Below are 14,374 nucleotides of genomic sequence, written 5' to 3'. Positions count from 1 at the left end.
AATTTGTATAGGGTTATCCGTAAAACCAATAAAAACTAGTTACTCTCATAATAGCCGCTTCATCAGGTTTTCAAGCTTCAACTCTAGCTATTAAGTGTAAGTTATTTCTTTTTTAAGAATTTTTTTCGTTTCAAGCATGTATCTCTACTTTTATAGCGATTCTTTTTCATTCTCAAGCGCTTCCTCTGCTTTTGACTATGCCCATGAAACGACTCCATACACTTTTCTGCTTTTGAGTCACTTTTTTCACATTTAGAGCAGAGCCACAATTTTTCAAATCCACCACAACTATTTTCAAAATAAAAAAACCCAACTCTCCAATAAACACGGAAAGCGGGTTCGTCAATACTATTCATCTTCTGCTTGCTGCAATGAAATTAGTTCGGCTGCGTATTGATAAAATGCGTTTTCATCTTTTTCATCGAGTGCTCTATCTATCAGAACCATGAGCTGCTCTTGACGATGCACACGCTGGATACGATTTAAAAATAAATCTAAATAAATCTCGTTTAATAATTTCTCTGCCTCATCCACTTTTTTCGACTGACCAACGGCTTTTAGAAAATCTGTATACGAATAATATTTATCCAACGATCTCACCTCGATCCTTTTCTAAATTATATGAAAATTGAAATTGAAATGCAATGCATACGATTCAAAAATAACTTGGATTAGCTATTAATCTCGTGAGATTTAAAGCAAATTCTCTACGCATTTCATTCTTTTCTGAAGGGTTTTCATCTTTTTTCTATATTTTCCGAAAATTTATTTTATGAACTACACTACCATTAACAATAGAAAAGGAGGCATTCCCAATATGACTACCCATTTTGTAAATGGATACTTAATTTCATTTAACACTTACTTGATCCAACCTATTCAGCACAACACTAAAATTTTCACGCATGTTATTGACAAACATAATGAGCTGATTGTCACACGTAAACCGATGTATGTGCTTCGAAAATCTTGTATTTCATTAGGTACAACTTATGAAGCCGCAAAACAATCGGCTAAACGTTTTTTCGGCAATCAACACAAGCTACCAATCGTCGTGGCCTTTGATTACGGTTATCCCTGTATTTTTCTACCAACCTACTCACCTAATTCCATTCATAATATATGGATTGGACTTCACGCAATTATCAATATAACACCTAGTGAAATGGGCTGTGTCGTAACATTAAAAAACGATAAAAAAATTGAACTACCCATTCAATATGCTTCTATTAGCAAACAGTTTCTTAATGCCTCTATGCTCTATAAATATTATATGAACGAACGAAAACAACTTAGCCATGATGCACCATATCATCCGCCTTTTTAAATAGAAAATCCCCCCATGAGTTCCTCTTGGGGGGATTTGTATTAGTTAATTTTTGAACGTAGAAAGGCATTAATAAATGGATCTAAATCACCGTCCATGACTGCACCGACATTCCCTGTTTCTTCACTCGTACGATGATCCTTCACCATGGAGTATGGATGGAAAACATAAGAACGAATTTGTGAGCCCCAGCCAATTTCCTTTTGATCACCACGTATTTCATCTAACTGTGCCTGTTGCTTATCGAGCTCTAATTGATATAATTTCCCTTTTAACATCGTCATCGCTTTTTCACGGTTTTTAATCTGTGAACGCTCTGCCTGACATTGTACAACGGTACCTGTAGGGATATGTGTAATACGAACTGCTGAGTCTGTTGTATTAATATGCTGACCACCTGCACCTGTTGCCCGGTACGTATCAATTTTTAAATCTTCTGTACGAATTTCGATTTCAATATTTTCGTCAAACTCTGGCATAACATCACAAGAAACAAACGATGTATGGCGGCGACCAGACGAATCGAATGGTGAAATACGTACCAGACGATGCACACCCTTTTCCGCCTGTAAATAACCGAAAGCATTGTGACCTTTAATTGACAAAGTTACAGATTTAATACCCGCCTCATCTCCAGGAAGATAGTCCACCGTTTCCACTTTAAATCCACGCTTCTCTGCCCATCGAGTATACATACGTAACAGCATAGAACCCCAGTCCTGTGATTCCGTTCCACCTGCACCAGGATGTAACTCTAAAATGGCATTGTTTTGATCATATGGTCCACTTAACAGCAATTGCAGCTCAAAATCGCCCATTTTTTGTTGAAATTCTGCTAGCTCTTTGCCTAACTCTTCCTGTAATTCTTCATCTGGCTCTTCACGTAAAAGTTCCAATGTCATATCTAAATTTTCGTGCGTTTCCGCTAAATCTTTATATTCATTAACGATTGCTTTCAGGCCATTTCCTTCATTGATAACCACCTGTGCACCTTGCTGATCATCCCAAAAGCCTGGCTCTAGCATCATCTCATCTAGCTCCTGAATACGTGCCTCTTTGTTCTCTAAGTCAAAGAGACCCCCTGAAGTCCGCCAATTTTTTGGCTGTAGTGTCTAACACATTGCGTACATCTGCTAATTCAATCATTGTTAAATCCTCCGAACGTTAGTAATGGAGCTAAAACTGCATTCACAAAGCTCCCTATTTTTTTATTATAACGTTTTTACAAAGGAAAACATACTATCTAGCAGTTGTTTTGTGGGAGCAAATCAACTATCCCGCATCTCATCCTCAAGCATATTACTGGGTAGATGTTGAAATACTTTCACTCGATCATACTGAACGAGTAGATGCTTTGTTCGTTTCTCTAATCTATACTTTAATAAAAAAGCTCTCTGAATGCGATAATCTAACGCTTTCACACTGACATCCACAATCATTTCCTTGCCATTCATAAAGGTTACCTTTGTCCTCTTTTTATCCACAGCGATATATTCATCAATATGATGAATGGCGAACCATATACATTCAGGATGTAAAGGAGACTTACTTGGAAACCATAAAATATTACAACGTTCATCAACCACGACTGGGTTTTTATTCAGCTTACCTAGAATCATTTTCGTTCCATCAAAGGATCCTCTTAAACTAGAACCAAAATAACGAAGATTATAGTCCATCAACTTCGTTGGTGCTAATTTGGATATATATTCATTATTTTTCTCGAACACCCGCGTACATAAATTTCCAAAGGAATCATACACAGGCATATACAACATTGTTTCATTGCTCATCACATCTTTTTTATGCATCTATAGTCCCCCTTTATACACGTTATTTTGTTTTCAGCCAAAATAAAAAGGAATATACCAATATTCGTACATCCCAAATGTATTTACGAGTAAGAATGCTTGTAGATCTTTATTCCCGCACACGACCTTCCTTTTTTTAAAAAAAGCTTCTCCAAATTTCTCATCCCCCTTAGGTCTTATTCTTCATAAACATCAACTAATTTAGGCTATTAATATGATTCCTTCCCTAAACTAAACTCCTATTATTACAACTATTGTATACCCATATTTTTCAATTGTCTATAAATTCTGACTTTTTTATACTAAATTTCCTTCAAAACATGATGATTTCAAAAGAAAAAAACCATTTCAACACGCAGTTAAAATGGTTTGTTTTCACTATATTATTGACCTGCACCATGGCAGTTTTTAAATTTCTTACCACTTCCACATGGGCATAAATCATTACGACCAATGTTTTCTGCCTTACGTACAGGTTGCTTTTTCGGAGCTGAGCCGCCTTCTTCCTTCGGATTAACCGCTTGGCCCTTCGCCACCTCTTCACGCTCAAGATTACTGCGAATTTCTGCCTTCATCGCATATTTCGCGACATCCTCACGAATGGACGCAACCATATCCTCGAACATCGCAAAGCCTTCTTGTTGATATTCACGAAGTGGATCATTTTGTCCATATGCACGTAGATGGATACCTTGACGAAGTTGATCCATCGCATCGATATGATCAATCCATTTTGTATCAATTGAACGTAATAAAATGACCTTTTCAAACTCACGCATACGCTCTGGCGTTAACTCTGCTTCTTTTTCATCATAACGAACATGAACAGCATCAGAAATTAATTGGTTAATGTCTTCAGCAGACTTACCTTGGAAATCAGATCCTTTTAGTTGACCCTCTTCTAACAGATTAGCCGCTACAAAGTCTTCAATCGCCTTTAAGTTCCAATCTTTCTGCTCACCCTGCGTATACAGTCCAACAACATTATCGATTGTTTCTTGAATCATCGACTCAACAAGCACACGCATATTTTCTGTTTCGAGTACATCATAACGCTCTTTATAAATAATCTCACGTTGCTGACGTAATACATCGTCATATTGTAATAAACGTTTACGTGCATCAAAGTTATTACCTTCGACACGTTTCTGTGCAGATTCTACAGCTCTCGACACAACTTTAGATTGCAATGGCTGAGAATCATCCATGCCTAAACGCATCATCATAGATTTCATATTATCGGAGCCAAAACGACGCATTAAATCATCTTCTAGTGATAGATAGAATTGCGTAACCCCTGGATTCCCTTGACGACCAGAACGTCCACGAAGCTGGTTATCAATACGACGAGATTCATGACGCTCTGTACCGATTACTGCTAAACCACCAATCTCCATTACGCCTTCACCTGGTTTAATATCTGTACCACGACCAGCCATGTTTGTCGCAATTGTTACTGCACCCTTTGTACCGGCACTCGCAATAATTTCAGCTTCACGTTCATGGTTTTTCGCATTTAATACATTATGAGGAATTTTATACTTATCCAATAATCTTGAAATAATTTCAGACGTTTCAATCGCAACTGTACCTACAAGAACAGGTTGTCCTGCTTGATGTCGCTCTGCAATATCTGCAGCTACCGCTTTGTACTTTCCTTCCATCGAAGCAAAGATTAAATCTGCACGGTCATCACGAGCAATTGGTTTATTCGTAGGAATGGCTACAACACTCATATTGTAAATATTACGGAATTCTTCTTCCTCTGTCTTCGCTGTACCCGTCATCCCTGCAAGCTTTAGATACATACGGAAGTAGTTTTGGAAAGTAATCGTCGCCATTGTCATCGATTCATTTTGAATCTCAACGCCTTCTTTGGCTTCAATTGCTTGGTGTAGGCCATCAGAATAACGACGCCCCTTCATCAAACGACCTGTAAAGCCGTCAACGATCACGATTTCGCCATCCTGTACAACATAATCCACATCATTATGCATACTCACATGTGCCTTTAACGATTGGTTAATGGCATGGTTTAAACGAACATGTGTCAAATCAAACAGATTATCAATGCCAAATGCTTTTTCAGCCTTCTCCACACCTGCATCTGTTAACGTAACACCTTTCGTTGATTCTTCATACGTATAATCTGTCTCCGCACTTAACATACGCACAAACGCATTCGACTGTTTATAAAGCTGTGCTGATTTCCCAGCCTGTCCCGAAATAATTAATGGCGTACGCGCTTCATCAATTAAGATCGAGTCTACCTCATCGATAACAGCATAATGCAGCGGACGTTGTACACGTTCCTCTTTATACAGCACCATGTTATCACGTAAATAGTCAAAGCCTAGCTCGTTGTTTGTACTATACGTAATATCAGCCTCGTAAGCAGCGCGTTTCTCATCTTTTGAGAGACTATTCAGATTAAGACCAACAGACAAGCCTAAGAAATTATACAGTTGTCCCATTTCAGCAGCATCACGGCTCGCTAAATATTCGTTGACCGTTACAACATGTACACCTTTACTAGTGATAGCATTCAAATAAACAGACATCGTCGCAGTTAAGGTTTTACCTTCCCCGGTTTTCATCTCTGCGATATTACCTTCATCAAGCGCAGCAGCACCCATGATTTGCACACGGAATGGGTACATCTCTAATACACGTTTCGCTGCTTCTCGACAAACAGCAAAAGCCTCCGCGCGGATAGAACCTAAGTCCTCTCCATCGGCATAGCGTTTTTTAAACTCTTCCGTTTTCGCCTGTAATTGATCATCTGAAAGCTGTTCCATTTGAGAAGCGAATCCCTCAACTTGGTCAGCGATTTTTTCTAATTTTTTCAACTCACGTTTATTGAAATCAAATAGTTTATTTAATAGGTTTGCCATGAATGTTTTTCACTTCCTATATAGATTCAACTTCCATTTTACCATTGTGTAACAGTTTCATGCAAACAGTCTCCCCATTTGCACAAGAATGTCATACAAAAAAGACCCTCGCCATCGCGAGAGCCTTTGTCATTATGGAGTTTTAAGTTGTTTCAATTAAGCCATATTTTCCGTCTTTACGTTTGTAGACAATATTGGTGCCGTTCGATTCAGCATCTGTAAAGACATAGAAATCATGTCCAAGCATATTCATTTGTAAAACTGCCTCTTCTTGGTCCATCGGTTTTAAGTCAAATTGCTTTGTTCGCACAATTGAATATTCTTCTTCTTCTGTAGAGGCATCAGCGACTGCTTGACTAGTAGCGAAATAAAGGCCTGCACCTTCACGCTCACGGAATTTACGGTTTACTTTTGTTTTATGCTTACGAATTTGACGCTCTAATTTATCAACAATTAGATCAACAGCAGCATACATATCATTATGACGCTCTTCAGCACGAAGAGTTAAGTTCTTCATCGGAACTGTGACTTCCACTTTTGTTTGCTTGTCATTATAAACCTTTAAATTTACGTTAGCATTGGCGTTAACATCTTCGTTAAAATAACGTTCAACTTTTTCGATTTTATTCTCAACATACTCTCGAATAGCTGGAGTTACCTCAATATTTTCACCACGAATGTTAAAGTTTAACATGTAAACTCCTCCTTTATAACTGCTATACTATCTATTTCTACACAAGTGTGTGAAATTCCTCTAAAATAATTCTTTTTTTTACAAAAAAATTTTATTTTAATTCACCCTAAGACTCCTACTTCTATAAAGAAAATGAAGGCTTGGCTCTTTCCCGAGCATTTTAAAAATCTACTGAAGGGACTAAAGGCTTCTTATCCTAGGGCAATGGCAGCGTGACCAATATCGCAAGATCGAAAACCGAGAGCCATGATTAAAGATTATTTTGTTTTTTCGCTTCGGCTGCTTCCTTTTTACGTCGCAGCTTTAGTTCTTCCACAATCAAATCTTCCACTCGTCCTTGATCATTGAAATAGACGCCATATTGCTTGCCGTTACCAAACGGACGACTCCAGATCACTTCTCCATAAGCTCGCACCTCTTGTGTATCTAGCACAAAATGGATATCCAACGGAGGAGGATTCACGCCTAAATCCACTTCAGTAAACATCTTTAGCCCACGCGGACTAATATCCAGCAAGTCAGCCATAGCCGTTTGTCCATGATTGACCTTTCCATTCTCATAAATAGCAAACGTTATTTGAACAGGCTCCTCAAATTTAAATCGAAAGCCTTCTTGACGCTTAAAGATCATATTCCCACCCCAGTACTTTGTTAAACATTTATATTGCTTTGATTATGACACGATGCCCTTCTGTCAGCTAGAGGGAATAAGTAACATATTTTACCGTTGAACAGCCTGATTTATGACTATTTAGTGATAATTTCTAGTTAATGATTCTTGTCATAAAGAAAAGAGACCATCTTCTGATGATGGCCTCTAATTTTGTCTAAATTTGTCCGCTATTTCCCTGACCAAATTGCTGTTGTCGAGTAATGCGAATAACTTCCTTCCACGTATCGCGGAATTCCGTCACTAATCCTTCTACTTCTTCAATAATGGCTACATCATTTTGAATATTCGCTTCAACTAAACGATGATTCATATACTCGTAAAGAGGAAGCATCTGTTTCGAAATTTCAATATCCATATTGAGTGTAGACATTAGTTCGGCAATAATGGCTTGGGCCTTTATAAGATTTGTATTTTTTTCTTGGACATTTTTCTCTTGAATAGCTTGTTTCGCCTTAATCAAAAATTTCAAACATCCATTATAAAGCATTAACGTCAACTCGCCAGGGGAAGCAGTCGTTACACTATTTTGTTTATATGCGTTTTGTGCTGTTAAATTTGCTGCCAATAAAGGACAACTCCTTTGAAAGGTTACTTATTTACTAGTTTAAACCATTTTACGAAGAAAAGCTATTTGATCAATTACGCCTCGGCGTAATTGTGTCGGGATTTTGAATTGTGCAATCACAATTCACTCCTTTTAAAATCCCTGACATCCGCCGGGGCTTTATCTTCCATTCAGCTTGCGGCTTTCACCACGCTGAATGAAGATAAAATGTTAATTCTTTTTGTCATAATACATGCCATCCATCACACGAACATTCGAGTAAGGATTATAATATTGCTGTTCACTTTTTTTCGTTTTTTGAAGGTTTGCCATGTCTTGTTTAATTGCATCCATAACAGCTGCTAATCGTTTTTTAATGCCATTATCTAGTTCAAGCAAGGTACGATGAACACGGTCTTGTTCATCAAAATGAAAACCTTCTTGTTTCAGATCGTTTATAATCGTTCCACGCTTATCCAACATTGCATTAATGTTTTCAATGTAGTTATCTCGTTCTTCGCCTTTAGGAATATCACCTAAATGCTTAAATAAATTAGCTGAAGTCTGCAATAGTTGATTTATTTGCTGCATATTATTTCCCCTACCTTAATTAGAAGCCTCAACCTTGCATAAACATGCTAGATTGTTGGTTTGCTTTATTTATGGCTTGCTCCATAGCCGTAAATTGTTTCCAATATCGTGCTTCGATATCTACTAGTTTAGCTTGTAATTTAGTAATACGATTATCAGATTCTATAATTAGTTTACCTAAACTATACGTTTGATCTGTTTTTCCTTCCTTCCCTGCCTTCTTCTCAATGTTTTTTGTTAATGCATCTATTTCATCTCTTAGACGTTTTGTTATACCTCGTGAATCTTGGGTTACTTTTCTACCTTTTTCATCAGTTATAGTATTTACACTGCCTTGATTAGTAAACATTTGAATGACTTGATCAGGATCTTTTTCCAATGCAGCATCAAGTTTCTTTTCATCTATTACTAGCTTTCCACCATCTGATAGTATCTTAGATGTTGTGATCCCAATTTCAGCTAAAGAATCAATTGTATCATCACCTAATCCTTTGACAGTCGATACAAACTGAGAGCGCATTTTAGCTAAACCATCTCGAACTAACGAATCGCTACGTAATAGACCACTTTTTGCTTTTTCATCCCACAACTTTTGTTCGCTTTCTGACATATCTTCACGTTGCTCTTTTGTCAATGGTGGATAATCACGATATTTCTTCTCTTTTAATAAACCATTCATCGTATCAAGCATTTCATTATATGTTTTCACAAATTCTTGAATACTTTCTTTTATGCTCTTAGTATCTGTAGTAGAAGTTAAACTAACAGGAGGTACAGAAGGGGAATTATCGCCAACTGTACTGTTCTCTGCAGCCTTTGCATTATCAAGGGACTTCTGAGCCTCGGCAATACGTTTCAGACCAGTCTGTACATCCTTTTCTGCTACTTGATACGCAGTTTTATTATCATTATTCTTTTTATCAACTGCACTAAACTGTTTAAAATCCTCTAAGGAATCACTTAAATCAGATAAACGGCTCAAATCAACTCGATCCATTTTGCCGAATTTTTCTTTAACAGCATCACCTTTTCCGGCTAAAATCAGATCAATTTCACTATTATCTTTTCCTTTAATTTCAGATAAAAATGCTACATCATCGTCTGTTAAATTATTCAAAAAAGTTTTATCTAAGGTTTTAAAGGAATTTTCAAAATCTACTTGATGTGCTCGCTCAAGCAACGCTCCTCCATCTGCACTTTGTAAAGATTTTAAGTCATCTGCAGATAATCCCAATAGTTTTGCTTTTTGTTCATCTGTTAAGCTAGAATTGTTAATAGATGATTTAATACTCTCTGCATCTGTATAATCGATATTCAAAGATTGTAGGTCAGACAAATCAGTAGCGTTTAAAAGAGCAGCTTTTCCTACATTTGATAATTTATTAAATTTTTCTTGTTGATCAACTGTTAAATTATTTTTCCCAAAAATACGCTCGTGTTCTTTTTTATACGTATCATTATAATAAGTATTATAATCACCAAGCTTTTTATCTCTATCAGCTTCTAAAATTAGCTGTGCATCTTCAGCATTTTTCAACTCTTTTTCTGCTGCTGCTACACGATCAGCTGCGCCTGCTTTGGCATTGAATGTTGACTTAAGTGATACCTCATAGCCAGAAATCGTAAATGTATTTGATGAACGCTCCATCGAAATACCATTAACTTTTAGAATCGCATTTTTACCAGAAATTAGAGTTGCATTATCCATACCTAATGCATCAAAGAGTTCTTTCCCTTGTTCAAAAACAATCTCTCCACTACCACTTTTTACACTACCTGTATTATTTGCAGTTAATGAAAGTTGCCCATTTTCAAATAGCGCAGTAACACCGGCATTACTCTGATTGATTTTTTTTACTAAATCATTAATTGTATCATTTGAAGGATCAAACGTAATTGTAGATGCCTTTTCTGCTAAATTACCGTTCTTATCGATTGATTTTATCTCTATTGACTTAACAGAATTCCCTACCAAAGCTGATAATTTCGTTGTACCTGTATAACCTGTTTGCTCACCAATCATCTGAGTTGAAGTGGCTAATTGGGAAACACTTTCAATATTGAGAGAACCTGTGGCTGTATTTGTAGCTTTAACAGTTGCTAGGTTTTCATTAGAAGATGAAGCTGTTTTTTTCATCATTTGACTCTGTAACCACATTTTTTCCTCTAAAAATTTATTGAGTTTTTGTGTAGCTACATTGACATTACGATACGCGTCACGTTGCCATTCTAATGTTTGTTTTCTTTGAAATGCCTTATTCAACGGCATTCTTTCTGCTTGCATCAATTTCTCTACTATACTATCAATATCCATCCCTGAGGCTAATCCACCAATTCTTGAAACCATTTTTTTATCCTCCTATTTTCCTTTAAATTTTTTCGTCTACAATCATTCCTACCATTTTTTGCATCTCATAAAATGCATCCAATAATTTTTTTGGTGGAATTTCTTTTACTACTTCTTCAGTATCACGATTTACGATTGTTACATAATAACGTTCTAATCCCTCATGATAGATAAATTTAGAGGAACTATGATTAATTTCCAAAAATTCATTTACAACATCAACTGCCTGTTGTAGTTTATCTTTTGAAATTTCTTGATCTTCCACTGCTGCTGTTGTTTTTTCTACTATTGATTTAGAGATTGTTTCTGTCGAAACATTAGGCGTCATATTTTCCTGCACATTCGTTGCTTTTGTATTAGTTGGTGCAGTGATCGTATCATTTGACAGTCCTTGCGATACAATACGCATTTAACTCAACCTCCTAAACTTTTCAATTGCTTACCATTATTATCGGAAGTATTTTGTATTGTTTCACGTTTTTTGACAAAACAATCAGTTAGCCCTTGTTTATATAACAAAAAAACTCCTGGATCTTATTAGAATAGATTCAGGAGTTACAAACTAAATTATAAAATTAATTCACGTATAAATTCTTCAATATTAGCTACAGTTTCATCTGCCTCTGCTTTACTTTCCTTTTTAACACCTATATAAACTTTGCATTTTGGTTCTGTTCCAGAAGGTCGAATACAAATCCATGAATCATCTTTTAATCTATATTTGAGAACATCTGTTTTCGGTAAAGTTAATTTTTGTTTCTCACCATTTGCAAGATATGTAAAACCAACTTTGTAATCTTCTTTTGCTATAACTTTGATTCCAGCTATTTCAACAGATTTTTTGTTTCTAAAGTGCTCCATAATATTGATTATTCGTTTCTGCCCCTCCATCCCCTCATATGTAAATGACAACAACTTTTCTTGATAGTATCCATGTTGCTGGTAGAGGGAGTTCAGCACATCTAAAAGTGATAGATTTTGCTCTTTATAATAAGAAGCCATTTCTGCGGTTAAGAGTGCAATTTGTACTGCATCTTTATCTCTTACAAAATTCCCTGCTAGATAACCGTAGCTTTCTTCATATCCAAATAAAAACGAATGCTCACTAGTTGTTTCAAATTCTGCGATTTTCTCAGCAATGTATTTAAAGCCTGTAAGTGTATTTATCGTTTGTATATTAAAACTATCTGCAATTGCTGTCCCTAACTCAGAGGTTACAATAGTTTTTAACATTGCCCCATTCAAAGGTAAAGTTCCTGCTTGTTGCTTTGTAGAAAGTATATAGTTTAATAATAGGGCACCAAGCTGATTCCCTGTTAATAGCTGATAATAATCACCATTAAGTATCGCTACACCAAGACGATCTGCATCTGGATCTGTAGCTAGTATTAATTCAGCTCCAACTTTCTTTCCTAAATCAATCCCCATTTCAAAGGCAAGAGTTTCTTCAGGATTTGGATACAACACTGTTGAAAAATCGCCATCTTGAATAGCTTGTTCGTTAACAATATGTACATTTGTAAAGCCTGCATCTTTTAAAGCACGCTTAGTCGGCACAAGACCTGCACCATGTAAGGGTGTATAGACAATGTTTATATCCTTTTTGCCATTAACATGAACAAGTGTTTTTAGAGCTGAATTATACGCATCATCCAACTTTTCTAGAATCTCAATGCAATAACCCGATGTAAATAGTTCGTCTTTTGTTAGGGAATGAATTTTAAAAATATCTTCTACACTTTTCATATGTTCAGAGACTTCATCGGCAAATTGAGGTGTTAACTGTGCTCCATCTTGCCCATAAACTTTAAAACCATTATATTCTTTAGGATTATGACTGGCTGTAATAACTACTCCAGCATAAGCCGCTAAATATCGAATGGCAAAACTTAATTCAGGAGTTGGTCGACTTTCACTAAATACATAGCTCCGGATACCATATACTGCCAAAACTCCTGCTGTTTCATAAGCAAACTCCTGTGAAAAATGACGTGTATCATAAGCAATAACGACACCACTTATTTTCGCTACTTCTCCCTGACTTTCAATTTGACGAGCTAATCCTTCAGCTACTAAACGAATGGTATGAATATTGATACGATTAGTGCCAGCTCCTAGCTTCCCTCTCATCCCGCCTGTACCGAAAGGAACTAACTGATAGAAATGATCTTCCATCGTTTGTTTATTATCACCAATTTCTAGCAGTTCATCTTGATACATACGATTCGCTTTTTGTCGCCATAACTTATACAATTCTTTATGCACGAACCTTCACCACATCTTCCTTTAACAACTCTAACATTTTCTTTTTATATGCTTCTACACCAGGCTGATCAAATGGATTCACCTCAAGTAAGTTAGCACTGATAACACATGCTTTCATAAAGAACATCATCAAATATCCAACATGATATGCATCTAATTTTGGCAATTCTATACGAATAACAGGTACGCCACCTTCTTCATGTGCGAGTGCTACCCCATCTTTTGATGTTGCATTTACCTCATTCATTGATCGACCAGCTAAATAATTCAGACCATCTATATTTTCAGCAGAAAAAGGGATTTCAATATCTTCTTCGATATTATCAAAGTGAATAAGTGTTTCAAACATAATACGACTACCATCTTGAATAAACTGTCCAATAGCATGTAAATCTGTCGAATAGTTCACGGTTGAAGGATATAACCCTTTCTGTTCTTTCCCTTCACTTTCTCCAAATAGCTGTTTCCACCATTCATGCAATTTATTAAGTCTTGGCTCAAATGAGGCAAGCAGTTCAACTGAATAACCTTGTTTATATAATGCATAACGATCACAAGCATAATCGACTGCACTATTCGATTCACTAGAAAAATCTAATTCTGCTTGTCTTCCACCACGAACAAAAGCTTCTATATCAATACCTGCAACTGCAATTGGTAATAAACCCACTGGCGTAAATACTGAATAACGTCCTCCAACTTCAGACGGAACAGGAAATTGGCGATATCCTTCTTTAATGGCAATTTGCTTTAAGATTCCTTTTTCAGCATCAGTAGTAACAATTATTCTTTTACGTGACTCCTTACCATATCGTCCCTCCATATATTTTTTTACAACTCGAAAGGCAAGGGCCGGTTCCATCGTTGAACCAGACTTTGAAATAACATTGACATAAACGTCCTTCGTATTTAAATAAGACAATAGCTGCTTTAAATACGCACCACTCATATTATTTCCAGCATATAAAATTTCGACACCATTATTAGTATGGAAATAAGGAGTTAGAGCATCAATTACCGCACGTGCACCAAGAAAAGAACCACCGACACCAATAACTAGAAAAATTTGAGCTCTTGAATTTATTTGATTTGCAACATTTTGAATCATAAAAAGCTCTTGCATAGAAACAGGATTATAATGCTGCATGCTTGGATTTTCCGAAATTTTCATTTTAGGTAGATTAGCTAGTGGATGAAAATTAATCATATCGTCAACTCCTGTTAAAAA

Annotated in this window: 14 protein-coding genes; 1 reads left to right on the top strand and 13 read right to left on the bottom strand. The window is 36.4% G+C overall.

What is annotated here, in order from left to right:
• Window positions 1-101: 101 nt before the first annotated feature.
• Window positions 102-356 (bottom strand): hypothetical protein, encoded by a 255-nt coding sequence (locus GJU32_RS23155; RefSeq protein ID WP_196426664.1) that lies wholly within the window; start codon window positions 354-356, stop codon window positions 102-104.
• Window positions 349-591: an IDEAL domain-containing protein gene (locus GJU32_RS10970; RefSeq protein ID WP_155591994.1), complete on the bottom strand. Its 243-nt coding sequence runs from the start codon at window positions 589-591 to the stop codon at window positions 349-351. Before GJU32_RS10970 ends, GJU32_RS23155 begins: the two co-directional genes overlap by 8 nt.
• 226 nt (window positions 592-817) lie before the next feature.
• On the opposite strand from GJU32_RS10970, the gene GJU32_RS10965 reads away from it, so the two are divergent.
• Window positions 818-1,327, top strand: a complete 510-nt coding sequence (locus GJU32_RS10965) for a competence protein ComK (RefSeq protein ID WP_155591993.1) — start codon at window positions 818-820, stop codon at window positions 1,325-1,327.
• Between the two features lie 41 nt (window positions 1,328-1,368).
• Here GJU32_RS10965 and prfB read toward each other — a convergent pair.
• From prfB to GJU32_RS10910, 11 genes are all read right to left on the bottom strand, one after another.
• A protein-coding gene (prfB, locus tag GJU32_RS10960; RefSeq protein WP_420798380.1) for a peptide chain release factor 2 occupies window positions 1,369-2,473 on the bottom strand; the annotation gives its coding sequence in 2 pieces (ribosomal slippage) (window positions 1,369-2,397 and window positions 2,399-2,473; 1,104 coding nt in all).
• A 122-nt stretch (window positions 2,474-2,595) separates the two neighbouring features.
• Window positions 2,596-3,138 (bottom strand): competence protein ComK, encoded by a 543-nt coding sequence (locus GJU32_RS10955; RefSeq protein ID WP_155591992.1) that lies wholly within the window; start codon window positions 3,136-3,138, stop codon window positions 2,596-2,598.
• A gap of 383 nt (window positions 3,139-3,521) precedes the next feature.
• Complete coding sequence (secA, locus tag GJU32_RS10950; RefSeq protein ID WP_155591991.1) at window positions 3,522-6,032, bottom strand: preprotein translocase subunit SecA; 2,511 nt, start codon at window positions 6,030-6,032, stop codon at window positions 3,522-3,524.
• 142 nt (window positions 6,033-6,174) lie between these two features.
• Window positions 6,175-6,726, bottom strand: coding sequence for a ribosome hibernation-promoting factor, HPF/YfiA family (gene hpf, locus GJU32_RS10945; RefSeq protein WP_155591990.1), 552 nt, complete (start codon window positions 6,724-6,726; stop codon window positions 6,175-6,177).
• A 250-nt stretch (window positions 6,727-6,976) separates the two neighbouring features.
• A complete protein-coding gene (locus GJU32_RS10940; protein ID WP_155591989.1) occupies window positions 6,977-7,357 on the bottom strand; it encodes a PilZ domain-containing protein in 381 nt (126 codons plus the stop codon).
• Between the two features lie 196 nt (window positions 7,358-7,553).
• Window positions 7,554-7,964: a flagellar export chaperone FliS gene (gene fliS / locus GJU32_RS10935; protein ID WP_058843826.1), complete on the bottom strand. Its 411-nt coding sequence runs from the start codon at window positions 7,962-7,964 to the stop codon at window positions 7,554-7,556.
• Window positions 7,965-8,174: 210 nt separating this feature from the next.
• Complete coding sequence (fliT, locus tag GJU32_RS10930) at window positions 8,175-8,534, bottom strand: flagellar protein FliT (RefSeq protein WP_155591988.1); 360 nt, start codon at window positions 8,532-8,534, stop codon at window positions 8,175-8,177.
• Between the two features lie 28 nt (window positions 8,535-8,562).
• On the bottom strand, window positions 8,563-10,881 hold the full coding sequence (fliD, locus tag GJU32_RS10925; protein ID WP_155591987.1) for a flagellar filament capping protein FliD: 2,319 nt from the start codon (window positions 10,879-10,881) through the stop codon (window positions 8,563-8,565).
• A 22-nt stretch (window positions 10,882-10,903) separates the two neighbouring features.
• Window positions 10,904-11,290, bottom strand: coding sequence for a flagellar protein FlaG (locus GJU32_RS10920; RefSeq protein ID WP_155591986.1), 387 nt, complete (start codon window positions 11,288-11,290; stop codon window positions 10,904-10,906).
• 158 nt (window positions 11,291-11,448) lie between these two features.
• Window positions 11,449-13,101, bottom strand: coding sequence for a phospho-sugar mutase (locus tag GJU32_RS10915; protein WP_155592178.1), 1,653 nt, complete (start codon window positions 13,099-13,101; stop codon window positions 11,449-11,451).
• A 37-nt stretch (window positions 13,102-13,138) separates the two neighbouring features.
• A complete protein-coding gene (locus GJU32_RS10910; RefSeq protein ID WP_155591985.1) occupies window positions 13,139-14,353 on the bottom strand; it encodes a glucose-6-phosphate isomerase in 1,215 nt (404 codons plus the stop codon).
• Window positions 14,354-14,374: the final 21 nt, after the last annotated feature.

It is taken from the genome of Lysinibacillus cavernae (assembly GCF_009724685.1).
Lineage (GTDB): Bacteria > Bacillota > Bacilli > Bacillales_A > Planococcaceae > Lysinibacillus > Lysinibacillus cavernae.
Note: the sequence above shows the minus strand (reverse complement) of the source record. Positions and strands in the feature narration are given on the sequence as shown.